The organism is Adlercreutzia faecimuris (assembly GCF_022669055.1).
Classification (GTDB): Bacteria; Actinomycetota; Coriobacteriia; order Coriobacteriales; family Eggerthellaceae; genus Enterorhabdus; species Enterorhabdus faecimuris.
The window spans coordinates 49,771-73,196 of the sequence record NZ_JAJMLW010000003.1; the positions used below are offsets into that span (position 1 = coordinate 49,771).

The following is a 23,426-nucleotide window of genomic DNA, read 5'->3' on the forward strand; positions in this document are numbered from 1 at the left end:
TCCACCTCCTTAGCGCGCGACGGGCTCGGCGTGGCGAGCTTCGCGGTCCTGGTTGGCCGATGCCTCGCGGGCGTCCTTCGCCTTGTCGTCGAGCGAGGCGAGGTAGGCCTCGCGGCCCTTGTTGATCGCCTCCTTGAGCTGCGCTGGCATGACCTTGACGATGTCCTTGACCTGCTTCCCGTCCTCGTCGAGGACGGGGTTCCCGTCGGCGTCGAGCGCGTCCTTCTTGAGCCAGACCTCCTTGTCCGCCAGAAGCGGGATGTCGCGGAAGTTCTCGCCCTTGAAGCGTGAGGGGTTCACGAACAGGGGCGTGAACTGGTAGTAGCTGACGTCCACTCCGTCGATGATGGTGCCCTTCGGCAGCGTCACCGAGTTGAACGTCTTGGTCTCGCCGGTCTTGCGGTCGGGGTACTCGATGTTCTCCCTCACGAAGTTCTTGTGGACCGTGATGTAGACGTTCTTCTTGTTGTCTTCCATGTGAGTGCTCCTTTGCATCTCTTGTCGATCTCTGGGTGCGGCGTTGCTTGGAGGTTCACCGCGCCCTACTGCCTTACCGTTTTCCGCCCGATTCCATAGGCACCACCTCCTCTCAGGTCGTCTCCTCCATCAGAAGCCGCTCACGATGTCGCGCGCCCAGGCACCGCTCTTCACGAGCGAGAGCACGAGCAGGATGCACATGGCCAGGTACTGGAGCGCGTAGGTGAGCCCGTTAGCGATGGCGTCGATGGGCGTTCCCGTCCCCGGGTTCACGGCGACGATGCCGCCCAGGATCACGGGGAAGCTGATGAGCAGGATCAGGATGATGAGGCCTGCTATGCAGACCGCCCCGAAGCTCTTCAGGTACCCGAGCCCGATCTGGCGCGTCTGGTCGAAGCCCAGGAACGCCAGCGGTATCGGCGAGAAGGCCGCCATGATGTAGAGCTGTATCGCTCGCGCCCAGCAGACGACGAGCGCAACGATGTAGGCGATGAGGACGACGAGCCAGCTGATGACCGCGACTATCAGGAGAGCCAAGAGCGCCGATAGGTCGTCGTCGCCGGTCACGATGGACACCGCCGTCATGTCGAGGGCGCCGCCCGTCCCGAAGAGGCCCTCCACGCGGTCGATCGCGAGACCTATCACCTCGTAGATCGCCGCCATGAGGTCGAAGGAGTGCTGGATCAGGAACAGGAACACCGCGAAGAACACGAGGAGGAACACGACCTCCTTCACGCCCGGGAAGGATTGGTTGCCGTCCATGCGCTGCGAGATCTCTATGAGCTTCAAGGTGAACACGAGCCCGAGCACCCCGCATCCTATCGGCAGCACCGCGACCTGCCAGACGCCGCGCGCGATGTCGTACATGGAGACGTCGCCAGCGCTCGTGAGCATCGTCTCGAAGGGGGCCGAGAGCACGCCGTTCGCGCCGAGCGATCGCATGACGTCGGTCTGCGCCGCGAAGATCCAGTTGCACCAGTCGCGCAGCACCCCGCAGAGCCATGCGTTGATGTCGTCCGCGATCGAGCCCCATGCGAAGTGCGTCGGGATGAGGAGCGCCGAGAGCAGCGCGAGGGTGGCCGCGAAGGCCAGTATGAACCGCCTGCTTGAGACGAGGTTTCCTATCCTCTGCATGCGGATCAGAGCGCCTCGATGGTGCCGTCGGATGCGCGCGTGACCGAGATCATGGTCGATGCGCCGTCGTCGAGCGTGAAGGTCGTGGTCGCAGCCCCGTTCGCGTAGTCTATCCACGCCTCGGCGTCCCAGATGGCACGGCTGGCGTTGGGCGATACCGCCGCAGCCCGCGCGGACACGGCCGCCTCGATCTTGGCGGCCTCTACCCCCATGGCCTCCTCCAGCTTGGAGGTCACGCCCGTGAACGAGAGCGTCCTCTCGCCGAGGAGCACCTTCTTGTACGAGCATGCGAGCGCGTCAGTTCTCAAAACGGTGTCAGCGCCTTCGATGGCCACGGTTACGAGAGAGGGACTCGCGGCCTCGGTCAGCGACTTCGAGGCGAGCACGGTCGCCGTTACGGTCGTGTCGGTCGCCTCCTCCGTATCGAGCGTCCAGTAGGTGACGCTCGTCTGGCCGTCCTTCGCCTCGACGAACGCGCCCTTGACGATGGAGAGCGTGTAGGTCGGGTCTTCTATGCCCGTCCAGGAGGTGCCGACGAGCGCCTCCAGGCCTGTCGTCATATCCGCGTGCTCTTCTGCCGGAGCGCCTTGGTGGGACGCAGATGATTCTTCCTTCTCGACGGCCTCGATGGCAGAATTCGTGCCCTCGACGTCCTCGCGGGCGAGCGAGCAGCGCGCCACGCCCGACCCGACCAAAAGCAGCACGGCGATGACGGCGGCTGCGAGCATGAGCTTGCTCTTCTTCGACATTTCCTCTTCCTTCCTATCTGATCTTTATGGCGCTCGTGAAATACGACGCGCCGCTTGTAATCGTGCAGACCGCGCCCGAATGCGGCTCGTGGATGTAGCGGTCGTCCCCGATGTAGATGCCCACGTGCCCAGGCCTCCACAGGATGTCGCCTGGCGTTGCCTGAGACACCGGGACCTTGCGGCCGAACGCCGCCTGGTCCTCGGAGTTTCGCGGGATCATGATGCCCGCCTGCCGGTAGCAGTACTGCGTGAGCCCCGAGCAGTCGAGGCCCACGCCCGGCGTTGTGCCGCCCCACACGTAGGGCACGCCGAGCTGGCTGTAGGCGGCGGCGATGATGGCGTCGGCCGAGAGCGCGCCGCTCTCAAGGTCCTCGACCGTCATCGAGTCGAACCTGCGCAGGTTGTACGCGTCGAGCGCCGCCTTGAGCGACTCGACGTAGGACGACGACGTCGCCCATCCCGCGTCCTTGAGTCCCTCAGCCATCTTGTCGGAGGAGTGCTCGGCGATGGCCTGCCTTATGAGGGCGTTGTTCTTGTAGTGGGCGGCCTGGAGGAACACCCGGCTCCTGAAGCGTATGCACTCGACGTCCCCTTTGAAGACCGTGAAGTAGGCGGTGATCGTGGATACCTGCCCGGGCGTGTACTCCTCATGCGTTGTCCACCCGGCCTTGCCCGCCACTTCCGGTGCTGAGGCGAAAGACGACGCCCATTTCATCCCGAAGAGGTTGTGGTCGCGCGTCGCGAGCTGGCTCATGGTCTCTCCCTGACCCGACTCGCAGATGATCTGCGCGATCGTGCACCCGGCGGGGTGCCCGTATTCCTCCTGGCAGCGGATGGCCTCCTCGACCATCTCGTAGGTGATGTAGGGCGGAAGCCCCTCCATGGAGCGCTTCTTGTCCTCGGCGTCCCAGAACCCGAAAAGCGCCGACACGATCTGTCCGACGAGGAGAGCGACGAGCACGAAGGCGATGATCCCGGCGAGCACGCCTCCGGCGGTCGCGAGCCCGCTTCCGCCGACGGCACCGGCGATGGCTGTGTTGCCCGATGCGGATGCCGCCGTCTTTGCGGCACCTCCTGCTGCCTGGGTTACCGTTTGCGCCGCGCGAGCGCGCTCCGGGGCCGTCGCAGTCGGGGATGCCTTGCCCGCTCCTGCGGCACCGGCGCTCTTGCCCTTCGCGGCCCCTGCGCCCTTGCCGCTCCTATATGCGCGCGCAGCTCCCTTTGCCTTGCGCTCCCGCACCTCTGCGATGCCGCGCTTTGCACCCTTTCCGGCGTCGTATGCGCCCTGCGCGCCCTCGAACTCGTCGGTGTCGTCGAGCTCGGATACCGCCTGTCGCTCCAGGACCTGTCGCACCTTGAGCCGTCCGTTGGTCTCGTCCGCCGCGTGCGCCGCCTCCTCTGGAGGCTCCTGTGCCGCAGCTTGCTCTTCGCCTGCCTTCGAGCCTGCGCCTGCGGTGGCGGACGACCTTGCCTTGCGGGTGTTTCCCTTTGAGCCCATCTTGGGGCTTCGCATGCCGAGGGCGTCCTCCCTGCCCGCGAGCGCGGAGAGGCTCTGGCTCTCGCCGTCTTTCACTATTCCCGAGCTCACGGCGTCGACCTTATCCGCAGTGACGATGTCGGCGATGGAGCAGTGGTCCTTGTCGAGTTCTCTCGGATCCATCTACCCTCTGCCCCTCTTCGCGTTGTTCTCGAAGAGGTGCGCGCGCTTTAGCTGCGCGATCTCCTCGGGCTTGGTGTTCCATAGGTCGTAGAGCGCGCCTTTAGGGAAGTCGTCCCGGATGGGCACGCGCGCGCCTCCTGCGACGAGCAGCCCCTCTCCGGCCTTGATTGACTCGTCGATGTACTCCTTTTCCGCTGCCGAGAGGGAGAGCATGTCGGCCCATGCGGCGAGGTCTTGGCTCGCCTGCTTGTGCAGCAGCATGAAGTCCGAGTTCAGCACCATGGTGCGGGCGCGCTCGTGGGTGAGCATGTGGGAGGTGTTCTGCGAGATGCCGGTGCAGATGAGGTTGAACTTGCGTCCCTCCGCCCAGAACTTCGCGAAGTAGTCGATGATGGTGGGGTGCCCGAAGAGCGACTGGACCTCGTCGATGTAGAGCCAGGTGGTTATGCCCCGCTCGAAGTTCGCGTACATCCTGTTGCGCACCGCCTCAAGCGCGGTGAGCATGCCGAACACGCGCATGTTGGTGGACAGGTCGTGCAGGTCGATGTTTGTGGTTCGGTTGTCGAAGCTCACGTTGGACTGGCGGTTGAAGAAGGAGAGCGCGCCTGTGACGTAGCGCTCGTAGCGAAGGGCAATGTCTCGCGCCTCGGCCTCGGGCTGGCCGCTCAGTATCTCGTGGAAGTCAGACAGCGTCGGCATGCCCCGCCCGTCGGCGCATCTTGAATATGCCGCCTCCACGCATCTCGTGATGATCGACTTGTCGGCTTCGGGAAGGCCTTCTGAGGACTCCGCCATCATCGCGCTTGAGAGCGCGAGGAACGCGTCGATCTTGAACGCGAGCTGGGCGGCGTCCGCGCGACCTTCCACGTCTGAGAGGTCGAAGGGGTTGAGCGCGGTGTCGGCGTCGGGGGCGAGCCGGACGTTCACGCCGCCGAGCGCCTCGATGAGGTTTCCGTACTCTCCGGCGGGGTCGAAGATGATGATCTCGTCCTCCGGGTAGGCGAGCACGGTGTTGGTGATCTCGCGCTTCACGGAGAAGGACTTCCCGGAGCCGGGCTTGCCGCAGACGAACCCCATGGGGGAGGCGAGCTTCTTGCGGTTGCAGATGACGAGGTTTCCGGACTGCTTGGACTGCCCGTAGTAGCCCCCGCCCTCCTGGTTGAGCTCAAGCGATGCGAAGGGCATCTGCATGGCTATCTGGCCCGTGGTGAGGTAGCGGGTGACGTTGATGTGGTTCATGCCTAGGGGGAGCACCGAGTTCAGGGCCTGGCGCTGCCGATAGTAGAGCGGCTCTATCCCGAGCGAGTTGCCCTGCCCGATAGACACGATCTGGTCAACTTGCCGCTCAAGCGCATCCACGGTGTCTGCGTAGGTGTAGATGAGGCCGGTGTAGGTGAAGAGGCGCTCGTTCTTGTTGCGAAGGAAGTCCAGGAGCTCCTCGGCCTCTTCCTTCGAGTACCTGAGCTCCGGCGGAAGGATCGTGTAGTCGTAGCCCTTCTTCATCGCGCTCATCTGCTCGTCGATGATCTCCTTGTCCATCCAGTCGAGCTGGCGCTTCACGAGCGCGAGCGCGTCGGACTGCGCGATGGGCTGGACATGCAGGTTCACCGACAACGGCATGGGAAGGTCGATGATCTTGGCGAGGTAGTCGTCTTCGAGCATCGAGCCGAACGTGCGGATGGAGACCACGCAGCCGTAGGTGTCGTCCACCCGGAAGATGTCGGCCCTGCCGTGCGGCTTGAAGTCGATGAGCGCTGGCGCTATGAGGTCCTTCGTCCTCGTGCTCGACACGGGGCTCACCTTGTCCCAGGTGAAGGTGAAGGGGGATTTCGGGCGCAGCTGCGACTGGATCGCCTCGATGCGCTCCGTGCCGTTCAGGGCGTGCGCCTCGCAGCGGATGCGCGAGAGCGTGTCGATGACGTCGCCCTTGATGCGCGATAGCTTCGGCACCGCCTCCCAGACGTCGTCCGCGCCCACCATGTAGGTGAGGTAGCGGTGGCGCGTGAGGTTCGAGACCCCCTCGCGCATCTTGTCGTTCAAGATCTGGTTGTACTCCTTGGCGTACTTCTCCGTGTCGGGATCGGACGCCTTGAAGAATCGCTTCTTGCCGATCTCCTCGTCGGGGATGGGGACGTTGGCGATCGTGAGCTGGACGCAGGAGTCCGCCCCGAAGTAGTTGTAGAGCGAGGAGAGCACCGTGAAGATGTTCTGCTGGCTCTCGCGGCGCGCCGACTGGTAGGAGATGTCCGAGAACTCGATCGTCTGCGAGAAGAGGCCTTCCTCTACCTGGGCTATGCCGTCCTTGTAGATGGCGTCGTAGCCGATGTAGGAGGTGATCTCGCCCGCCTGGGCGCGCGCCTTCTTCTGTCGCTTGAGCTTCTCCTCGTGGGCCTTCTTGGATCTATCCGACTTGCTGGCAGAGCCCATCAGCTGCTTTATGAAGCTCGCCGAGCCCGACCTCTCGCGCCTGGCCTTGGCCCTCGCTGCGCGTTCGGATCTGATGCGCGCCTTCGCGAGCCTCTTCTCAGCCTTGAGCTTCTCCTTGTCGCTCGTTCTCTCTTTCCTTGCACTTTTCGCATTCTCTCGTTGGCTCATTGGCCTCTGCTCCTTTTCGTCTGGCTATCCTCTTCGCCCTGCGCGAGGGCCTTCCCGCCTCGATGCGCGGGAGCGACTTGTCCTGCGGGCTTTCGTAGAGGAGCCTCTGGTCTTTCAGGTGGTGGTTGATCAGAAGGGGCGCGAACTTCTCGGCGCGCATCCCGAACGGCCGCCAGAACCCGGCGAGCCAGAAGGGAATGGAGGCGCACATGACGGGAAACGCCGCGTCGGCGACCTCTATGCCGACCCAGAAGTGGCATATCGCTGCCACGAGGATCGCCGACCCGAAGCCGCCCGCCACGCACGCGAGCGTGCGGAACGAGAGCTTCCCGACGATCTTCTCCTCGTACTCGCCGATGTCCTTCTGAATGGGGATCTGAAGCGACATGGCCTGGCACCTCCCTTAGGCGGGCAGCCAGGACGTGTCGAGCATCCCGAAGTAGACCGCTGCGGCGATGATGATCGCGCCGCCAGCGATGGTGGATATGGCGGAGGCAATTTGCGAGCCTCCCTGCTGCTCTCGTATGGCGAGGCCGAGCGAGACCGCGCCCCAGACGACCAGAAAGCCGCCGAGGAAGGTCACGCAGCCCGATACGAGGCTGATGATGTTTGCGAGCATGTGGGTGTTCCTTTGCATCTCGATTCGCCCGCGCCTGCGGTACTTGGAGGTTCCAGGCGGCGGGCTGATGGTAGAATTTCGGATCGAGGGGCACGTGCGTGCTCCCTTGCATCTCGGCTGCGACGGCCGGTCGCGGTACTTGGAGGTTCTGCCCCGGCCCTTGGGTCTAGGCACCTGTCGCAGCCATTACTCACGCTTCCATAAGCGCCCCCTCCCTTCTCGCCCGGTACGCCCTGAAGTCGAACGCCCCCGCATCCTCTGCGGCCTTGAGCGCCCCGTGCCTCGGGTGCGTCTCAAGCGGGTACTTCTTGTCCTTGAACGCCTGCGCGCCGTTTATGAGCACGAGCGCCTCGTCGCGCGGGAGCCTCGCCACCTCGGAGGCCTGCATGAGCTCTCGCTCTATGAGGCCGTAGTTGTGCGTGTAGGTGGGGTTCGCGCCCCGCGAGTCGTTCACGGTGATGTTGGCGACGGTCTGCTTGCCGATCATGTCGGCGATCTTCTGGTTGGTGTCTGTCGACTTGCCCCCGAGGAACAGCAGCGTGTCGCAGGCGTTCATGATGGTCTTGGCGTTGTTCTCCCCGTATGACTCCTCAAGCTGGGAGAGGGACTGCAGGATCATCGAGACCGCGATGTTGCGGCTTCGCGTGACCGTGATCATGCGCTCGAAGTCCGGGATGGTGCCGATGTTGGCGAACTCGTCGAACATGAAGTGGACGCATCTGGGCAGGCGTCCCGAGAAGCGCGAGAGCGCCGTCTCGCAGAGCGAGTCGAGCGCCTGCTGCATGAGCAGCGCGAACACGAAGTCGAAGGTCGAGTCGGTGTCCGACATCGAGCAGAAGAGCGCCACCTTCCTGTGCGCGTCGCCCATGCGGTCGAGCTCCATCTCGTCGTAGCGCAGAAGCTCCCTCATCTCGGCGATGTCGAACGGCTTCATCCGCACGTTGCAGGAGACCATGATGGACTTGAGCGTCTTTCCCGCCGCCACCTTGAACTGCTTGTAGCTTGAGAGCGAGAAGTCGTCCTCGGGGCGCACGGGCGCGGCCACCTTCACCCATTCGAAGCCTCCGGCGCCGTTGTCGAACGCGCGGGACGCGCGGTCGTACTTCTTGGCCGAGGGCTTCCTCACGAGCCTCTCTCCGGTCTCAAGCTCGTTGAAGAGCATGTCGAGCGGGCTCAGGTAGTCCTCGTCGTCCTCGCGGGCGTCCGCGAGCGAGAGCAGCGACAGGAGCCCCGGCACGTTCCTGTCCTCCTCAGGGCAGTGCAAGAGGAGGTAGGAGACGAGGGCCGTGTAGAGGAGCTTCTCGGCGTTCTCCCAGAACGGGTCCCCTGCATGGTCCTTGTCGCCGGTGGTGTTCTTGATGAGGCACTCCACGAAGCGCAGCGTCGCCGCCTCGCCGTCGATGTATGCGATGGGGTTGAAGTGCATGGAGCTTGCGAAGTCTATGGTGTCGAACGTCTTGATCTCGTATCCGAGCCCTTCGAGGACGTGGCCCATGTCGTGGATGAGCGTGCCCTTGGGGTCGGTGATGAAGTAGTTGGCGTTTCCCTGCATGAGGTTCGGCTTCACGAAGTAGCGCGTCTTGCCCGTGCCGGGTCCGCCGATGACGAGCACGTTGTCGTTCGTCTCGGTCTTCTGGTCGTGGGCGGTGTCGATCAGGCGGATGCTCGCCTGCTTGGTGAGGATGATGTTGTTGTCGGCGTCCTTCCGATCCGAGTACGCCTCGATCTCCTTCGCCGTCGCCCAGCGTGCGCTCCCGTGTTCCTCGCCCTTGCGGTAGCGCCCCCTGCGCTCCCACCATCTGACCCATGCGAGCCAGACGGCGCACGCGCAGGCGCACCCGATAGCGAGCGGCAGCGGGTCCATTGACGGGATCGCACCTTGCGCCGCGAGGCCCATCGCCGTGGAGACGAGGTCGGCCCCGGAGCTTCCTGCGGCCATGACGGCGGCCGTGGCGACGTTGCCGAAAAGGAGGGCCGCGCCCGATAGCGCCGCGATGAGGATGAGCTCCGACTTCATCGGGTCTTCACCTCGACCTTCTCGATCTGCCTCGTCGCCTCCTTGGCCTCGTGCGCCGCCCTGGATGCGGCCTTCGCTGCCTCGGCCTTCTTCTCCAGCGGCTCCTGGTCGCGCTCCTCGGTGAGCTCGCGCCCGCGCGTCTCGCAGGCGCGCTCCGCCGCTGCATCGACGTCGTGCTCAAGGTTTCCGAACGCCTCGTCGACCTCGGGGGCGTCCGCCACCTTGAAGACAAGGTGGTCGTGCCCCTCGACCTCTACGAAGTCGTGCTCGATCGCGGCTTCGGCGAGCCGCTCGTCGATGACCTCCTTCAGGGTCGCGTAGTCGGGGAGCTCCTCGAACTCCGAGAGGTTGAGCCGTGCGTACTCGCGCACGTCCTCGCGCTCCGCTTCAACTGCGGGCTCCTCGATCTGGCCCCTCAGGTTCCTGATGGCGCTCTTGAGCCTCTCGGCGCTCGCCAGGATAGCGTCCTGGCTCGCGTCCTGGCCCATCCTGAGCATCCAGTCGAAGAGCTTCTCTCCGCTCTCGTCTCCGAAATCGCTTGCCATGTCGTCCTCCTCCTTCTAATCTATCTGGCCGTCTCGCGCGACTCGCTTGCGCGGTCGGCGCGCTGCTGGTTCTCGGATGCGCGCAGCGCCGCCTGCGTGCGGTCGGCGAGGCTCTCCGTCATCCTCTCGGCCTTGTACTGAACGGCCCTCTCGACCTGGGACTTGATCGCGTCGAGAAGGGACATGCCCTCCTGCGCCTGGTCGGCCATGTATTCCTCTGACGGGGCGTTGACGGTGAGGAGCTTGCCCATGCGGTTGAGCGCCACGTGGATCCTGAAGTCGCAGTTCCTTGCCGCCACCCAGCCGTCGTCGAGATAGGGGAAGGCGTTGCCTACCCATTGCATGTCTGATTTAGGCGGAAGGTAGTCCAGGTGCTTGCATTCATCTATGGTGGCGAGGCGCATTCCCGCGACGTGGCGGGTTAATTCCGAGATGTCTCCCGCGATCCTCTTGAAGCCGATGGACTCGAAGGGGACCCATGTCTCTCCGTCCTGCTTGAGCGTCCACCACTCGTCGCCCCCGTCCACCTGTTGGATGAACGCGAGGTCGCCGTAGACGACTCCCTGCCTGATGGCCCAGTTCCCGGCCTTGAAGAAGTCGGAGAGGTCCTCCAGCGAGAAGCAGCGGTCGAACTCGTAGGGGTACTCCTCCAGATAGGGGTCGTCCTGCCAGTCGTATCCGCTGCGCTTGAGCCAGCCGTTCTTCTGGCAGATCGCCTCCAGGCTTTCCTGTTCCTCCGCCGTGACCGGCACCATGTTGTACATTTCCGTCTCCTCCTCGGGAGCCGACTCGCATCGGCTCCCCTCGGTTCGGTGGTTCGGCGGCGAGGCGCTGTAAGTCGTCCTCGCCCGGTTGCGTTTGTGAGAGTGTTTCGGCTGACCCGCTTCTCCTCGCCGCCCTGCAACGGTTATAGCGTGGTCGATTCCCTGATGGGACGGGGATTTTTCTCACAGTCCCGCATGGTCACGGACAGTCACTTATCCATCAAACCCACATTTTTCCTCGGCGGGAGCACGACCAGTCGGCACGTCTCCTTGAGCCTCTCGACTATCGCCTCGGCGCTCTCGCGCTCCCCGCTGCGCCCCATGCGCGACTTGAGGGCGTCGGGCGCATATTGAGATGTGACCACGGTCGGCTTCATGTTCTCGTAGCGGTCGTTGATGATCTGGAAGAGCGTGCCCATGACCCAGGAGTTCGCGTTCTCCTTGCCGAAGTCGTCGATGATGAGCACGTCGTATCCCGCATAGCGCTCGACTCCCTGCTTGGAGGGGGCGTCGTAGCTCGCCTTGATCTCGTCGAGCATGGAGAAGGACGACGTCATGAGCACGCTGTACCCGCTCGCGAAGAACGCCTTGGCGAGCGCGGTGGCGCAATGGGACTTGCCCGCGCGGGAGGGGCCCGTGATGTAGAGCCCCACGCCTGATTTCATATCGAAGGCGTTCAGGTACTCGGCGATCTCGCGCCTGTCGACCTTGGCATGGGCGAAGCGGGGCTTCACGCCGCACCGCCTGAGCGCCTCGGCCTCGGCTTTGGCCCTTCGCTTCCTCTCGGCCTCCTCGGCGCGCGCCCGCTCCTCGCAGGCTCCGTCGCACTCGCACTCCTTGGCCCCGATCCAGATGACCTTGCCGTTGAAGCCGATGAGTCCGATGGGGTCGAGGACGTCCCCGCACCATTCGCATCTGCGCTCTGCGGGCTCCTCGTATTCCAGGCCGCGCTCCTTGGCCGATGCCAAGGTGATGATGCGGCTCTCCTCGTCTGCCATCCCGCAGCTCCTTTCCTATCCTTCTTCTTTGTATTCTTCTTTGCTTTTAAGGTGCCAATCTGGCACCCCCTTAGGCGACATCCCGTCATCTCCTCCATGCTTGGAAGCGGACGATTTGTCAGGGGGTGACAACTTGCCAGGTACGCAGGACGTCCTCATCGCGCGACGGCCGAGCACGTAGCTCCTCGTGGTCATCCCGTCCCTTGCCCATTCGCCTCCGGTCTCGGTGATGAGCCCTCTCTGCTCCAGCTCGGACACTGCCCTGATGACAGAGCGCTCGGACACGCCGAGGTAGGCTGAGGTCCTCTTGCGGCTCTCGTAGAATGTCCCGCCGTCCTTGCAGAATCCGTAGATGCGCGCGAACACGAGCAGCGACGTGCCCTTGAGCCCGAGCTCCTTCCACATGAAGGGGTGCAGGATCAAAAAGGCGTCGCCGTCGCGCGGGCGCGCGGGTTCTCTCTTCGCATGCATTGCTGCCGCCTACCCGACGCCGATTTTCGAGAAGTTGCGCATGGCCCAGTCGAGTAGCTCTACCCTGAACGCGATCGAACCCTTCTTCTGGCCTTCCATGCGCCTGAGCGGCAGGGGGTCGTTGCCCCTCTTCGAGAGCTCCCATACCTTGTTCTTGCTTATGCCTAAGAGCCGGGCTACCTTGTAGGCGTTGTAGATGTCCTGCACGGGCACCGGCTGCTTCGATGAATCGTCAAAGATCTCGGGCATATACTCTCCTGTTCTTCGTTCGAACAGACAGCCCGAGGCTCTCAAGACCCTTGCCGGCCTGAGCCCGATAGGCGATCGAGCATCCGCTCGATCGCCGACGGCGTCACTCTGTAGAGGCGCCCGAGGTTCACGGCCTCAAGCTCGCCCTTTCGGATCAGCTGGTAGACTTTCGCTGTCGAGACGCCGAGGCTCTCGGCGACTTCTCCCACGCTCAGGAGCCGTGGAGACTTCATGTCGTTGGTCTGGTTGGACACCGGCTCTTCGCGCTTCATTTCCCTGATATCTTTCGGCATTTGCATTCCGCCTTCTTCTTGCTCGTTTCTTCAACTTCTGTCGAATGCTCTCGACTCTTCTTGATGGCGGCGATGATTGCAGGTTTTCCGGGCTGGTGCTTCGTGATTTTTGCGCACAGTCCCGCACAGTCCCGCATAGTCACAAATTCGCTAAACCCACACAGCTGCCTTGTTCGAGGTGGCCCATCTGTCTGTTCTTTCGGAAAAAAGCCCCGACGTTTGTCGGGGCTTATTGCGGCACCTTGAATCAGTGCGAGGTTCTTGGTGACATGTCTGGCTTCCTCGCGTCCGACGGCGAACTGGCCATGATCGTGTATCTCTCGGTTCCCATGCCAGTCCTCCTTCCCGGTCTTGTCGGCGCTGTTGCGCCGGATGCTTGGAACCCGCTTCGGGCTATCGCCCGTTTGAAGCATTTCGTGTGTTCATAATAGACCCTGTGGCAAGGGGTAGTTGTTCCGAAATGGGACACCCATCTTGATTGCGATGATTTAGTATGCGATGTTGATATGCTGTAACAATTCGATGTCATCATCCGGGCGGTTGGGTGGCGTTTGCGAAAGCGAGATGAGCAGGTTGGCAGAGGAAAACACCCCGAAAAAGCAGCACTATGTGCCCCAGTACTACCTGAGGCGTTTTTCGGATGATGGCGACAGTCTCTGGGTTTACAACCGCAGGGCGGGTAAGACCTATAAGAGCAGATCGGAAGACGTGTGCGAGCGCAACTACCATTATGAGATGGAAGCGAGATGCCAGAGGAGCTGGCATGGGCGTCACCTCCTCCCCGGGAAGATCGAGAAGAAGCTTTCCCAGATAGAGGGAGAGCAATCGGCTCTCCTACGCAAGATAGATGTCCAGATAGATGCCGGGCGCATCCACGAAAAGGAGCGAAGGGCGCTCTTGTGGCTGGTCGGACACCTTATCGCGAGGCACCCTGCAATGCTTGCAGACTACGAGCCGGATTACGATGCGATGTACAACGATCCCGAAGTGAGATGGGGCTGCGAAGTTCTGGCCCAAGCGGGAATGGCTGAGGAGATCGAGGTTCTGGCAAAGGGCGCGAACCAGATGGTGCTCGCGCTTTGGCGATGCAAGGGGAGCCCCACGTATTTCGCCAAGAACGATCTTGAAAGGCTTCGCTGCTGCTTCATCAGACCGCAAGGGGAAGCCCGCTTCATCACCTCCTCCCTGCCCCCGCATTTCAACTCTACGCTTCAGAAGGACGGAAAGTACCACATCGATGACCTTACGCTTCCGCTATCATCCGCACTTGCGGTTCGCTATTCCAACGATGGACCTACGAAATGCGAGATCATTGAGGCCTCGGACGATTCTGTCATCGAGATCAACGCCGGATATTTCGTCTCGGAGCCCCCATGCGAGCAGATAGTTTCTGGAAGGAAGTCAGATCTCGATCAAGCACAAGCTTTCGCCCAGCGATATCGCATCAACGCCGCTATGGCGCGCATCAGAAGCTGCCGCTGAGAAGCGCAGAGTCCTGTCAAAGTCGGGAAAGCCAGCGCGCGAAAGTACCGTTCTTGGCGCATTTGCCGAAGTTGTCGCTATATCCGCAGAACCTGTCCGATCTTGAGATGGCGATCATGGAGGCTATGATGAGCAGATCGTCCGCGCCATCCATGTCCTGCTCGGCTATCCTCCGGACATCGAGGGGAATTCCATGGCTTTCGAGGATCTTCCCGTAGTCCTTGTATCGGGGATTCTCCTCTGCGAGTACATAGAGGTCGTGCAGAAGTTCGCTTGCGGCAACTTCTGCCTCCTCTTCTCCATCCTTGACCTCGTCCTCGTCCAAGAGCCCCGATCGGTGCTTACGGCGGAGCTCATCGACGTTCACCAACACATCGGCGTAAGCCGCAACGTGGTCGATTCCGTGCATTTCGTCGGGGAAAGAGGATTCGTATCCACCCTCGACCATGAGCTCCTTACAACCGAATTCCTCTGCCAGGAACGCCGTCAGAGCATCGAATCCCTTGGGAAACGCGTTCGATCCGCCGTAGCTTTCTCCACGAGCGCAGACATCCCATTGCGTTCCGTCCAGGACCGGGCTGAAGTAATGGCAGTACCAATCCTCCACGCCGGAGGCATCCAGCTGGCGCTCCAACTTCTCCATCTGGGCATCGGTCACATGAAAATCCCTGCATTCGGGCTCAGGGTAGAAGGAGCGCGAGTATGTTGCAAGATATCCGTCGCTTGACTTGAGTATCTCAAGCTCCCAGCAGCCGCCGAAGAAGCCACCGCAGCTGAATTTGAATATGCTTTGCGCATGTTTCGCCATCGTCGCTCCTAACCTCTCCCTAATACTCTCATACCTGCATCGACAGCGTTGTTCCGTTTTGGGACACCGGTTAGGTCTAGCGTCTTAGATAATCTGATCCGCCCATGTTGTCACAAACTCGGTTTTCATGATATATGCCCTGTTCAGGGCAACTGTGACAAATTGTCACAGTGAAACTTTCGCATGTGATCCAGGAGCTTTATAGCTTCGCCGTTCCGAAAAATCCACAATCTGTTCGATTGACTGAATAAGCGATCGGGTGCATCATAGGGATTCACGATAATCGAACACATGTTCCCTTTTGATAGCGAGGTGGTGCCATGGGCGACAGGGTCATCATGCATATCGACATGAACGCCTTCTACGCGAGCGTCGCCCAGCACCTCGACCCGGGGCTGAGGGGCAAGGCCGTGGCGGTGGCGGGCGACCCTGAGCGCAGGAGCGGGATCATCCTCGCGAAGTCCCGGGAGGCTAAGGCCTGCGGCGTGAAGACGGCCGAGGCGATCTGGCAGGCCAAGCAGAAGTGCCCCGAGCTCATCGTTGTGCCGCCCGATTATGCAGCCTACAAGCGCTACTCGCGACTGGCGCGCATGATCTACTACGGCTACACAGATCTCGTCGAGCCATTCGGCCTCGACGAGTCGTGGATCGACGTCACCGGATCGCTTCAGCTGCTCGGAGGCGATGCCATGCTCGTGGCGAGGGAGATCTCCGAGCGCGTGAAGTCCGAGCTCGGGCTCACCGTGTCCATCGGTGTCTCGTGGAACAAGGTCTTCGCCAAGCTCGGGAGCGACACCGATCCGGGCGACGGCATCGTCTCCATAACGCGGGGCAACTTCCGCGACGTCGCATGGCCCATGGCCGCATCCGAGATGATCTACGTCGGCCCGGCCACCATGCGCAAGCTCCGCTCAGCCGGATACGAGACCATAGGGGATCTCGCCCATGCCGGGGACTACTTCCTGAAGAGGCGCTTCGGCAAGATCGGCATCATGCTGCGCGCGTTCGCAAGGGGCGAGGACGCGAGCCCCGTGAAGGTCATGGATCCCTCGAAGGCCGATGTGGACTACGTCGTGAAGGGAATCGGCAACGGACTCACCGCCCCGCACGACCTCGAATGCGATTCCGACGTGAAGGCGCTCGTCTGGCTCCTCTCCGAATCCGTGGCGCAGAGGCTGCGAGAGTCCCGAATGCGCTGCCGGACGGTGTCGGTGGGGGCGCGGTTCGCACGCGATCTTTCCGGCTATTCGAGGCAGAGGACGCTGAGGACTCCGACCTGCCTCACAAGGGACGTCGCGAACGTCGCCATGGGGCTTCTGCGCTCGAACCAGCCGCTCGACAAGGAGCATGCCCTCAGGGCCGTGCACGTGCGCGTGACCAACCTCGTCCCTATGGACGTGCCCGTGCAGTGTGAGCTCTTCGGAGACGCCGAGGAGACGGAGCGCCTTGAAAGGCTGGATCTCGCGATCGACGCGCTGAGGGGGCGCTTCGGCAACACCTGCGTCAAGCGCGCGGTCGAGCTCACCGACGAGGTCATGTCCGGCCTCGACATCAAGCGCGACAACACCGTCCACCCCGTAGGGTTCCTCAGGTAGGCGGGCATCATGGTCGAAGGCATCTCGGGAAGGGCCAAGCGGTACGTCAGCGTCACGGCGCGCATGGACGAGGACGGTCGCGTGCGGCCGCTATCCATCCAGTGGTACGACGGCAGGACCTATCCAATCGATGAGGTCAAGGACGTGCGCCGCGCCTCGTCGCGCAAGGTCGGCGGAGACGGCATCTGCTACACCGTCCGGATCGGCAACAACGTTACCTACCTGTTCTACGAGGATCCGCGCTGGTTCGTGGAAGAGGTAGTCAAGGGCGACATGTCCGCCTAAAACTCGCATTTCTTGAGCAAAACGCCAGGTTGGAGGCACTGTGACAATTTGTCGCGGTGAGCGCGCCGCTTCCATCCGATGCGCTGAGCCGCTCGTTCCCATGACCTCCGTCACGCTTAGCGCGCCCTGCCCCGCCTCTAATCCAGGCACTATCGCACGGAACCCGCCATGTACGCCGCAAGGCGCGCCCTTCCTGCGCAAAACCCGCACAAGCCGCACTTGCGGTCTCGGACTGCCGCTTGTGCAGGTTGCGGGCATGCGCCCTTTGCGAAGAAGCCCGCTTTCTTCCTTGCTTCGCAGGCGGAACCCGCGCACGGCCCCGGATCACGAGGCGGTGGCACAGGGCGACCGCCGAAAGACAAGGAGGTCTTCAAAATGGGAAATCGAGCAGTCATCACCACGCCGGACAAGAACCTGGCGCTCTACCTCCACTGGAACGGCGGCCGCGACTCCGTCGAGCCCCTGCTCAAGTACTGCGAGCTCCAGGGCTACCGCCCCCCGAGCCAGGACTGCTACGGATGGGCGCGGATGGCCCAGGTGGTCGGGAACTTCTTTGGCGGATCGCTCTCGGTGGGCATAGACAGGTACCGCAGCCTCGGCGACCAGGGCGACAACGGCGTATACGTCATCGACGGCTGGAAGATAGTCGATCGCTACACGACGGAGTACGACAAGGATTGGAACGCGGTCGGCCTCAGGCACATCGACCCTTCCGCCGAGCAGAGCGGATACGACTTCGACGAGATGCTGCACGCCTTCGACGAGGCGATGCCCGAGAACCTGAGGCTCGGTGCCTTCCTAGATGCCGAAGAGGTGCCAGTGTCCGATGTCCGCCTGGGCGACAAGGTTTGGATGAGCGGGTACGAGTCCACCCCCGAGCTCTTCGAGGTCGTTGGATTCGGCGCCGACGATGCGCCCAGGGGCTTCAAGGGCATCCCCTTCGTCAACCGCTACGATCACGAGGGCGACTACTCCTGGAACGGCAACAACTACATCGACGCTGACACCTGCCGCATCGCCCCGCGCGAATAGCCCCGAATTCGCCGCCAGCCCGTTGCGGCTGGCGGCTCTCCACAGTCAAACCCTATGGCGAGAGAGAGGTGCATGGAAATGGGATACAGAAGCGAAGTGAGGATCGCCACCACCCGCGAGGGCTACGACCTCATGTGCGAGAAGGTCGACTCCCTGAGCGAGGGCCTCGACAGCTACCCTCTGATGGGGACCGAGCGCGAGCCCGAGTTCTTCGGCGAGGAAGACGGATGCGTGGTATTCGGCTGGGACAACATCAAGTGGTACGACGGCATGCTCGTCGATGTCACCAATGTCGTCGAAGCGCTGGCCGAGCTCGCCAAACAGGAGATTCCCCACGAGTTCTGCCGCGTCGGGGAGACCTGGGACGATATCGAGTTCAGAGCCTCCGGCGAGAACGAGGAGCTTTCACTACATGTCGAGCCCGTGGCCTATATCGACATAGTCTGATTTACTCAGCCCAGGTTGCGGGAATCGCAACCTGGGCTGTGCTTCGCCTTCTCGGCTCATTCACCCTATGTCCCATTATGGAACAGCAACCCATTGCACGTGCCGATAGAATTATGGGAAACGAGATTAGCCGAAAGCGGTGCGTCCAATCCCCGGCACTCGCAAGGATGGAGAACGAGATGGAATGGATCGATATAGAGACCAAGAAGGATGTCGATGCTTTGCTGGAGAGGGTAGAGCAGTTCCACGACTGGTACGTCGCTGGCTTCTCCTACGATCCCCTTGCGCGCGCAGAAGGCGGAGACTTGAATCTGGGGAGGTTCAAGATCGACGTGGATTCCCTGACTGTGACCTTCAGATGGGACTGCAAGAGCAGAGGTGGAGAATGGCCGGAAGTCCAGCTTGAGTTCAGCGGTCTGCTCGTCTTCAGATTCGCGAACTTCAAGGATCCGGATCCGATCTGGCACGGGCGTATCGAGGAGACGAATCGGGGATGGGCCTTCTTCGATGATGACGGCGTTCCGTTCACGGACGAGGAGCGCGCCCATCCCGAGAGAGTCGATTCCGGGTTCTTGGCCGTATGCGACCAGATAAGGTGGCGGCCTCTCGCAGTCGTCACCGCCGATGGCCCTGACTGGTGGAACGATTAGGAGGATAGTCATGCATAACGCCGAAGTCGAAAGGAACGAAAGCAGCGGCGGCCTGAACAGGCTCGCCGGGAGACTCTTCAAAACGATTGCAGACATACCCGGCAACGCGGTCGTTTCGCCTTCCTGCCTCTTCCAAACGTTGTCGCTGGCCGCAGCGGTCACTGACGGAGACACGCGGGCGCAGATCGTCGATGCCCTCGGCGGCGAGGATCCGATGCGATCCGAGCTCTCCTCCGTTTCAGAAATCGGGGAGCCGGAGTACGGGTGCAAGAACTTCCATTACTCGACCGGGGCATCGATATGGCTGGACGAGAGCCTTGAAGCCAACGACCCGGGGTTGGCGGAAAAGGGATTTCCCATCGCATGTGACGTCGAGCGCGTCGCGATGGACAGCGAGGACGCCAAGACCCGAATGAGCGAATGGCTCTCCGGCTGCACGGGCGGGCTTTACTCCGAGGCTCCCGACATGAGCCCGGATACGCTCGCTGCCCTCATGGGGGCGATGCACCTGAGGGATTCTTGGAGCGACGGGTTCGAAGAAGACACGCCACGTATGTTCCAACCGGATTTTGGGGATGCCGTGATGGCAGACTTCATGCTGGGATGGGACAACTACGACGTCCTCGACTCCGAGGGGGCGGTCACTTTATCGAAGGATCTTACATCGGGTTGCAGAATGTACATGACGCTGCCACCGACGGGCTGCTCCCTGAGAGACTACGTTGCGAGCGGATCCGCCTGGAGGAACATCTCCTCGAATATCGCCGGAAAGAGCACCGAGCCCTATCGTGAGTGCAAGCTGTACCTGCCCCGCTTCGAGCTGACATCCAACGGCGTGAACCTCAAGCGTTTTCTCATGGAGGCAGGCGTGACCCGTCTGTTCGAGCCCGGGGCCGACTTCAGCCCCATCAGCCCCGACGACCTCATGGTCGATGACGTCATCCAGAACACCATGCTAAAGATCGACGAGGAGGGGCTGGAGGGCGCGTCGTACGTAATCATGTGCGTGTGCGCCGGGGCGCTTCCCGAGGATGCGCCCGAGCCTCGCGAGATCGTCCTCGACAGGCCCTTCGCCGTAGCGGTCACCTCTCCCGACGGACTCCCGCTCTTCGTGGGCACCGTCGAGCTGCCGAGCGCGGAGCACCGTCCATCCAAGAGCCTGAAGGGCGTCGTCTACGGGGCCGCCATCGGCGACGCGCTCGGGGTTCCCTACGAGTTCATGGCGCGCGGCACCTTCGAGTGCGACGGCATGGTCGGCGGAGGGGCGCACGGGATGCCCGCCGGAACGTTCTCGGACGACACGTCGCTTCTGCTCGCCACCTGCGACAGCATCAGGGAGCGCGGCGGCATCGACGTCGAGGACATGCGGGAGCGCTTCCGGGCGTGGCTCTACGAGGGCGCGTACACAACCGACGGCCGCGCCTTCGACGTGGGGAACGCCACCGCCACGGCGCTTCGGCAGGGCTTCGGCTGCGACGGCGAGAGGTCGAACGGCAACGGGTCGCTCATGCGCATCGCGCCTCTGGCCCTCACGGACGCCACCGACGACGAGATACGGGCGGTCTCATCCATTACGCACGCCCACCCCGTGTCCATGGAGGCATGCGTCTTCTTCGTGCACGTCCTGAGGGATCTTCTTGAGGACGAATGGATTGAGGAGGCGATCGAGAAGAATATCCCCAGCGACGGGCGCTTCTCGTTCCTTAAGGGCATACAGGGCGCGTCTCGCGACGACATCCGGTCGACCGGCTATGTCCTAGACACTTTGGGTGCGGCGCTCTGGTGCGCCTGCAATACCGACAGCTATGGGGAATGCGTTCTGGAAGCAGTGAACCTCGGGGACGACTCGGACACCACCGCCTGCGTCGCCGGAGCCCTTGCGGGGGCGATGTACGGCCTCGATAGCATTCCCTCGGAGTGGATAGAGCAGCTTCGCGGCAAAGAGGTCATCGATGGCTGCCTGTTCTAGTTTTCGAGAAGTGTCGCCTGCTCAGAGCCGCTGTGACAATTTGTCGCAGTGATGCAGGGAGGTCATTTTATGGGTTGGATAATAGCGATACTTGTCATCGGTCTGGCGATAGCCGGATTGGTTGGAGAGACCGTCCTCCACCCGCTACTCTATGGCCTGTTCATCGCCTCGATACTGATTGTTCCTCTATGGCTCGGGTCTTCGATCGTCAACGGCATCATAGATGCGATCTTCGGAAAGAGGCGATAGGCCATAGGGTGTGCAAAAGTGGCTCTCCGTGCCTGCCGTTATAATTACATGTGAAGGAACCATAAACGAGGGAAACAGCTTGGCCGACATCAGATGCAGGAGATTCTCGGACATTCTCAGAACCAAAGAGGATCACTACCCATATTCAGACAGGTACATAAGCGAGGTTCACGACTCGTCCACCAAGACGGGAAGGACCGAGCGCGAGCACATGGTCGAATGGTTCCGTGCGAACGAGACCAAGGGAGGCGGCTCGTACAGCAGGCAGACTCCGAACTCCAGCGCGAGACGATGCTACAACAGCCTGATGAACGCTGCCTCGCTCCTCTGGATCGCCGAGGCTGTCGGTATAGACGAGCTTACCGTGAAGATTGCATATGAGGCTGCTGTTGGTGCCGGAGATTATCGCCGAGCATGCGGGGCGATTCGAAAGATCATCACCTGGGACATGGTCTACGCCTGCGTATAGCCACGAGAGGTCGCGATTTCGTGTAGGGCGGAATTGCCTGTTGTCGCAGGAGCTCGCAGGCCTTATAATGTTCAGCAACGGACTGGTCGAATAGATCTTGGTCCACCCTGCGGCGGGGATATTCCCCGCCATTTCTATATCTAGGAGCAATACCTTGTCTGACCTTGGGATATTCATCGACGAATCTGGAGACGTGGGGTCGAACTCCGAGTTCTATCTGATCACGATGATACTCCATGACCAAGCATCGAGCATCGAACAGCAGGAACAAAAGCTTTGCTACGAGCTCGATCTTCTGGATGCGCATCCTGAAGAAGCAGTCCACTCCGGTCCCATAGTCCGCAAAGAGGACGAATGGAAGGACATCGACCTCGAAAAGCGCCGCAAGGTCTTCTTCAAGATGTTCTCGTTCGTGAGGCTCTGCCCTATCAGCTACAAGACGTTTTCTGTCAGGAAGAGGGAATGCGCCGATCGGTTCGCGCTGAGGGGGCGGCTCGCAAACGAGCTGGGCTCTTTCCTGAGGGACAACCTCGCTTTCTTCCAGGGCTTCGAGTCGGTCATCGTGTACTACGACAACGGGCAGGCGCTCGTCACGGACCTCATCAACACCGTGCTTTGCGCCTATCTGACGAATGTGGATGTCCGCAAGATAGCTCCCTACGAATACAGGCTTAGCCAGGCGGCGGACATGGTCTGCACGCTGGAGCTCATGCGGGAGAAATCTGAAAATGGCGCGGGCATGAGCAAGTCCGAGCTCATCTTCTTCGAGAGCAGGCGAAGGCTCAGCAAAGTGTTCCTGAAGACGCTGAAGGGACTGGAGTTTCCCAAGAGCTAGCTCACCGGGTGAACCGAGCCCCTCGTGACATTACCGCCGCAGCTCCACCCGGAGCGCGCGTCTTCGCAAACGAGTGCTTGAGATAGGAGAATTACCATGGAGTCACCCAGGGTCCTGCCAGAAGCGGGCGACAGGGTTCGATTCGAATTCGACGGAAACCTCGTCTCCGGCACCGTATTCGTCGTCGATCCTAGGGGCGGCGGCGTTTGTTTCGGTATTTGCCCCAGCTGCGATGTGAGAGCCGATGACGGCACGCTTCACAAGCATGTCCCCATCAACGAGGTCGTGCCTTTATCGGTTGAGCAGAGGTAAGTTGGCGGGCCCCTTCTTCGCCGCATGCTGGATCTGGGCGGCAAATGGGCGGTCGATGCATGCTGCCAAGCGGTTTGGGGCGATTTTGCTCTGCGAACCGGCTCATAAAGACCCTGTACTCACTTGGAACTCACTTTGTACTCAGCGTTTCACGTTCTGCCTGTTCAGGCCTTTACACCCCTATGCTGAATTTATTCCTGAGTTATTCCTGGTAATAAATTTGCGGAGTAAACGATCGGGATCTCGGCATTTTTGTACTCAGCATTTTCGAAATAGGAGAAAACACCTGTTCACAGGTGCTTTATTGTAACGCCGTATTTATTCCCTTTCCGAGGTGTGTAAAACGGGGATTTAAGGTGAGTACAAAACGATACTGTTGATTTGCTTAACTAGGTGGACGTCATGATACAGGTTGGACGATATAACATGATTTGATACGTATTGTACGCCTGACGGCAAAAACTACAATCGAGTGGGAATAACGTGCTGGGGTAATCCGGTATACGCCTAAAGTCGTTTATAGCCATCTACCTGCGGATATTGGCAATCGCTCCATAGCCCCGCAGGTAGATTTTGCGTAATCGTCCTCCGAAAGTCCTCCGCTCCAGCCGAAAAATAGCAAAGACCTTTTCTGCTTTCCTGAAAAGAAACTAAACCGCATTTCCCCAGTTCGGGGCTATTTCTTCATGTCATGTCGGAGAAATCCGATAGATCTCTTCATT

The 23,426-nt window shown here is 61.3% G+C and carries 25 protein-coding genes; 10 read left to right on the forward strand and 15 right to left on the reverse strand.

What is annotated here, in order from left to right:
* Nucleotides 1–9: 9 nt before the first annotated feature.
* The 14 genes from LPT13_RS08135 to LPT13_RS08200 form a co-directional block, all read right to left on the reverse strand.
* Complete coding sequence (locus LPT13_RS08135; RefSeq protein WP_242165460.1) at nt 10–477, reverse strand: DNA gyrase; 468 nt, start codon at nt 475–477, stop codon at nt 10–12.
* A 129-nt stretch (nt 478–606) separates the two neighbouring features.
* Nucleotides 607–1,611: a VirB6/TrbL-like conjugal transfer protein, CD1112 family gene (locus LPT13_RS08140; protein WP_242165462.1), complete on the reverse strand. Its 1,005-nt coding sequence runs from the start codon at nt 1,609–1,611 to the stop codon at nt 607–609.
* Between the two features lie 5 nt (nt 1,612–1,616).
* The gene (locus LPT13_RS08145; RefSeq protein ID WP_242165464.1) at nt 1,617–2,360 is read right to left on the reverse strand and encodes a hypothetical protein; all 744 of its coding nucleotides are present in this window, start codon (nt 2,358–2,360) and stop codon (nt 1,617–1,619) included.
* A gap of 13 nt (nt 2,361–2,373) precedes the next feature.
* Entirely contained in the window at nt 2,374–4,020 is a 1,647-nt protein-coding gene (locus LPT13_RS08150) for an NlpC/P60 family protein (RefSeq protein ID WP_242165466.1), read from the reverse strand.
* Entirely contained in the window at nt 4,021–6,447 is a 2,427-nt protein-coding gene (locus tag LPT13_RS08155) for a VirB4-like conjugal transfer ATPase, CD1110 family (protein WP_242165468.1), read from the reverse strand. It abuts the gene before it with no gap.
* A gap of 97 nt (nt 6,448–6,544) precedes the next feature.
* Nucleotides 6,545–7,003: a PrgI family protein gene (locus tag LPT13_RS08160; protein WP_242165470.1), complete on the reverse strand. Its 459-nt coding sequence runs from the start codon at nt 7,001–7,003 to the stop codon at nt 6,545–6,547.
* A gap of 15 nt (nt 7,004–7,018) precedes the next feature.
* Nucleotides 7,019–7,234 (reverse strand): hypothetical protein, encoded by a 216-nt coding sequence (locus LPT13_RS08165; protein ID WP_079535874.1) that lies wholly within the window; start codon nt 7,232–7,234, stop codon nt 7,019–7,021.
* 190 nt (nt 7,235–7,424) lie between these two features.
* Complete coding sequence (locus LPT13_RS08170) at nt 7,425–9,251, reverse strand: VirD4-like conjugal transfer protein, CD1115 family (protein WP_242165472.1); 1,827 nt, start codon at nt 9,249–9,251, stop codon at nt 7,425–7,427.
* A complete protein-coding gene (locus LPT13_RS08175) occupies nt 9,248–9,796 on the reverse strand; it encodes a hypothetical protein (protein WP_242165475.1) in 549 nt (182 codons plus the stop codon). Before LPT13_RS08175 ends, LPT13_RS08170 begins: the two co-directional genes overlap by 4 nt.
* A 20-nt stretch (nt 9,797–9,816) precedes the next feature.
* A complete protein-coding gene (locus tag LPT13_RS08180) occupies nt 9,817–10,560 on the reverse strand; it encodes a hypothetical protein (RefSeq protein WP_242165477.1) in 744 nt (247 codons plus the stop codon).
* A 209-nt stretch (nt 10,561–10,769) separates the two neighbouring features.
* Nucleotides 10,770–11,558, reverse strand: a complete 789-nt coding sequence (locus tag LPT13_RS08185) for an ATP-binding protein (protein WP_242165479.1) — start codon at nt 11,556–11,558, stop codon at nt 10,770–10,772.
* 15 nt (nt 11,559–11,573) lie between these two features.
* Nucleotides 11,574–12,029 (reverse strand): helix-turn-helix domain-containing protein, encoded by a 456-nt coding sequence (locus LPT13_RS08190; protein WP_242165481.1) that lies wholly within the window; start codon nt 12,027–12,029, stop codon nt 11,574–11,576.
* Between the two features lie 9 nt (nt 12,030–12,038).
* Entirely contained in the window at nt 12,039–12,278 is a 240-nt protein-coding gene (locus LPT13_RS08195) for a helix-turn-helix domain-containing protein (RefSeq protein ID WP_242165484.1), read from the reverse strand.
* Nucleotides 12,279–12,319: 41 nt separating this feature from the next.
* Nucleotides 12,320–12,571, reverse strand: a complete 252-nt coding sequence (locus tag LPT13_RS08200; RefSeq protein ID WP_242165486.1) for a helix-turn-helix domain-containing protein — start codon at nt 12,569–12,571, stop codon at nt 12,320–12,322.
* A gap of 609 nt (nt 12,572–13,180) precedes the next feature.
* Between LPT13_RS08200 and LPT13_RS08205 the strand changes: the two genes are divergently transcribed.
* The gene (locus tag LPT13_RS08205) at nt 13,181–14,053 is read left to right on the forward strand and encodes a DUF4238 domain-containing protein (protein ID WP_242165488.1); all 873 of its coding nucleotides are present in this window, start codon (nt 13,181–13,183) and stop codon (nt 14,051–14,053) included.
* Between the two features lie 16 nt (nt 14,054–14,069).
* On the opposite strand, the gene LPT13_RS08210 is transcribed toward LPT13_RS08205, so the two are convergent.
* On the reverse strand, nt 14,070–14,861 hold the full coding sequence (locus LPT13_RS08210; protein WP_242165491.1) for a hypothetical protein: 792 nt from the start codon (nt 14,859–14,861) through the stop codon (nt 14,070–14,072).
* 320 nt (nt 14,862–15,181) lie between these two features.
* Here LPT13_RS08210 and LPT13_RS08215 point away from each other — a divergent pair, with 320 nt between their 5' ends.
* From LPT13_RS08215 to LPT13_RS08255, 9 genes are all read left to right on the forward strand, one after another.
* Nucleotides 15,182–16,456: a Y-family DNA polymerase gene (locus LPT13_RS08215; RefSeq protein ID WP_242165493.1), complete on the forward strand. Its 1,275-nt coding sequence runs from the start codon at nt 15,182–15,184 to the stop codon at nt 16,454–16,456.
* A gap of 9 nt (nt 16,457–16,465) precedes the next feature.
* Nucleotides 16,466–16,741: a hypothetical protein gene (locus LPT13_RS08220; RefSeq protein WP_242165495.1), complete on the forward strand. Its 276-nt coding sequence runs from the start codon at nt 16,466–16,468 to the stop codon at nt 16,739–16,741.
* Nucleotides 16,742–17,116: 375 nt separating this feature from the next.
* On the forward strand, nt 17,117–17,773 hold the full coding sequence (locus LPT13_RS08225; protein WP_242165497.1) for a hypothetical protein: 657 nt from the start codon (nt 17,117–17,119) through the stop codon (nt 17,771–17,773).
* A gap of 72 nt (nt 17,774–17,845) precedes the next feature.
* Nucleotides 17,846–18,220 carry a hypothetical protein gene (locus LPT13_RS08230; RefSeq protein ID WP_242165499.1) on the forward strand — a complete coding sequence of 125 codons (375 nt, stop codon included), beginning with the start codon at nt 17,846–17,848 and terminating at the stop codon, nt 18,218–18,220.
* A 179-nt stretch (nt 18,221–18,399) separates the two neighbouring features.
* On the forward strand, nt 18,400–18,870 hold the full coding sequence (locus LPT13_RS08235) for a hypothetical protein (protein WP_242165501.1): 471 nt from the start codon (nt 18,400–18,402) through the stop codon (nt 18,868–18,870).
* A gap of 10 nt (nt 18,871–18,880) precedes the next feature.
* Complete coding sequence (locus LPT13_RS08240; protein ID WP_242165503.1) at nt 18,881–20,839, forward strand: ADP-ribosylglycohydrolase family protein; 1,959 nt, start codon at nt 18,881–18,883, stop codon at nt 20,837–20,839.
* 69 nt (nt 20,840–20,908) lie between these two features.
* Complete coding sequence (locus LPT13_RS08245) at nt 20,909–21,088, forward strand: hypothetical protein (protein WP_242165505.1); 180 nt, start codon at nt 20,909–20,911, stop codon at nt 21,086–21,088.
* Between the two features lie 79 nt (nt 21,089–21,167).
* On the forward strand, nt 21,168–21,557 hold the full coding sequence (locus tag LPT13_RS08250) for a hypothetical protein (RefSeq protein ID WP_242165507.1): 390 nt from the start codon (nt 21,168–21,170) through the stop codon (nt 21,555–21,557).
* 154 nt (nt 21,558–21,711) lie between these two features.
* The gene (locus LPT13_RS08255) at nt 21,712–22,392 is read left to right on the forward strand and encodes a DUF3800 domain-containing protein (protein WP_242165509.1); all 681 of its coding nucleotides are present in this window, start codon (nt 21,712–21,714) and stop codon (nt 22,390–22,392) included.
* Nucleotides 22,393–23,426 lie beyond the last annotated feature (1,034 nt).

What these genes read in the sequence shown, in the direction of transcription:
- LPT13_RS08150 (WP_242165466.1), bottom strand. Translation starts at nt 4,020, where the DNA reads ATGGATCCGAGAGAACTCGACAAGGACCACTGCTCCATCGCCGACATC.
- LPT13_RS08160 (WP_242165470.1), bottom strand. Translation starts at nt 7,003, where the DNA reads ATGTCGCTTCAGATCCCCATTCAGAAGGACATCGGCGAGTACGAGGAG.
- LPT13_RS08180 (WP_242165477.1), bottom strand. Translation starts at nt 10,560, where the DNA reads ATGTACAACATGGTGCCGGTCACGGCGGAGGAACAGGAAAGCCTGGAG.
- LPT13_RS08185 (WP_242165479.1), bottom strand. Translation starts at nt 11,558, where the DNA reads ATGGCAGACGAGGAGAGCCGCATCATCACCTTGGCATCGGCCAAGGAG.
- LPT13_RS08195 (WP_242165484.1), bottom strand. Translation starts at nt 12,278, where the DNA reads ATGCCCGAGATCTTTGACGATTCATCGAAGCAGCCGGTGCCCGTGCAG.
- LPT13_RS08165 (WP_079535874.1), bottom strand. Translation starts at nt 7,234, where the DNA reads ATGCTCGCAAACATCATCAGCCTCGTATCGGGCTGCGTGACCTTCCTC.
- LPT13_RS08200 (WP_242165486.1), bottom strand. Translation starts at nt 12,571, where the DNA reads ATGCCGAAAGATATCAGGGAAATGAAGCGCGAAGAGCCGGTGTCCAAC.
- LPT13_RS08155 (WP_242165468.1), bottom strand. Translation starts at nt 6,447, where the DNA reads ATGGGCTCTGCCAGCAAGTCGGATAGATCCAAGAAGGCCCACGAGGAG.
- LPT13_RS08145 (WP_242165464.1), bottom strand. Translation starts at nt 2,360, where the DNA reads ATGTCGAAGAAGAGCAAGCTCATGCTCGCAGCCGCCGTCATCGCCGTG.
- LPT13_RS08140 (WP_242165462.1), bottom strand. Translation starts at nt 1,611, where the DNA reads ATGCAGAGGATAGGAAACCTCGTCTCAAGCAGGCGGTTCATACTGGCC.
- LPT13_RS08215 (WP_242165493.1), top strand. Translation starts at nt 15,182, where the DNA reads ATGGGCGACAGGGTCATCATGCATATCGACATGAACGCCTTCTACGCG.
- LPT13_RS08210 (WP_242165491.1), bottom strand. Translation starts at nt 14,861, where the DNA reads ATGGCGAAACATGCGCAAAGCATATTCAAATTCAGCTGCGGTGGCTTC.
- LPT13_RS08225 (WP_242165497.1), top strand. Translation starts at nt 17,117, where the DNA reads ATGGGAAATCGAGCAGTCATCACCACGCCGGACAAGAACCTGGCGCTC.
- LPT13_RS08230 (WP_242165499.1), top strand. Translation starts at nt 17,846, where the DNA reads ATGGAAATGGGATACAGAAGCGAAGTGAGGATCGCCACCACCCGCGAG.
- LPT13_RS08245 (WP_242165505.1), top strand. Translation starts at nt 20,909, where the DNA reads ATGGGTTGGATAATAGCGATACTTGTCATCGGTCTGGCGATAGCCGGA.
- LPT13_RS08175 (WP_242165475.1), bottom strand. Translation starts at nt 9,796, where the DNA reads ATGGCAAGCGATTTCGGAGACGAGAGCGGAGAGAAGCTCTTCGACTGG.
- LPT13_RS08220 (WP_242165495.1), top strand. Translation starts at nt 16,466, where the DNA reads ATGGTCGAAGGCATCTCGGGAAGGGCCAAGCGGTACGTCAGCGTCACG.
- LPT13_RS08135 (WP_242165460.1), bottom strand. Translation starts at nt 477, where the DNA reads ATGGAAGACAACAAGAAGAACGTCTACATCACGGTCCACAAGAACTTC.
- LPT13_RS08190 (WP_242165481.1), bottom strand. Translation starts at nt 12,029, where the DNA reads ATGCATGCGAAGAGAGAACCCGCGCGCCCGCGCGACGGCGACGCCTTT.
- LPT13_RS08240 (WP_242165503.1), top strand. Translation starts at nt 18,881, where the DNA reads ATGCATAACGCCGAAGTCGAAAGGAACGAAAGCAGCGGCGGCCTGAAC.
- LPT13_RS08170 (WP_242165472.1), bottom strand. Translation starts at nt 9,251, where the DNA reads ATGAAGTCGGAGCTCATCCTCATCGCGGCGCTATCGGGCGCGGCCCTC.
- LPT13_RS08235 (WP_242165501.1), top strand. Translation starts at nt 18,400, where the DNA reads ATGGAATGGATCGATATAGAGACCAAGAAGGATGTCGATGCTTTGCTG.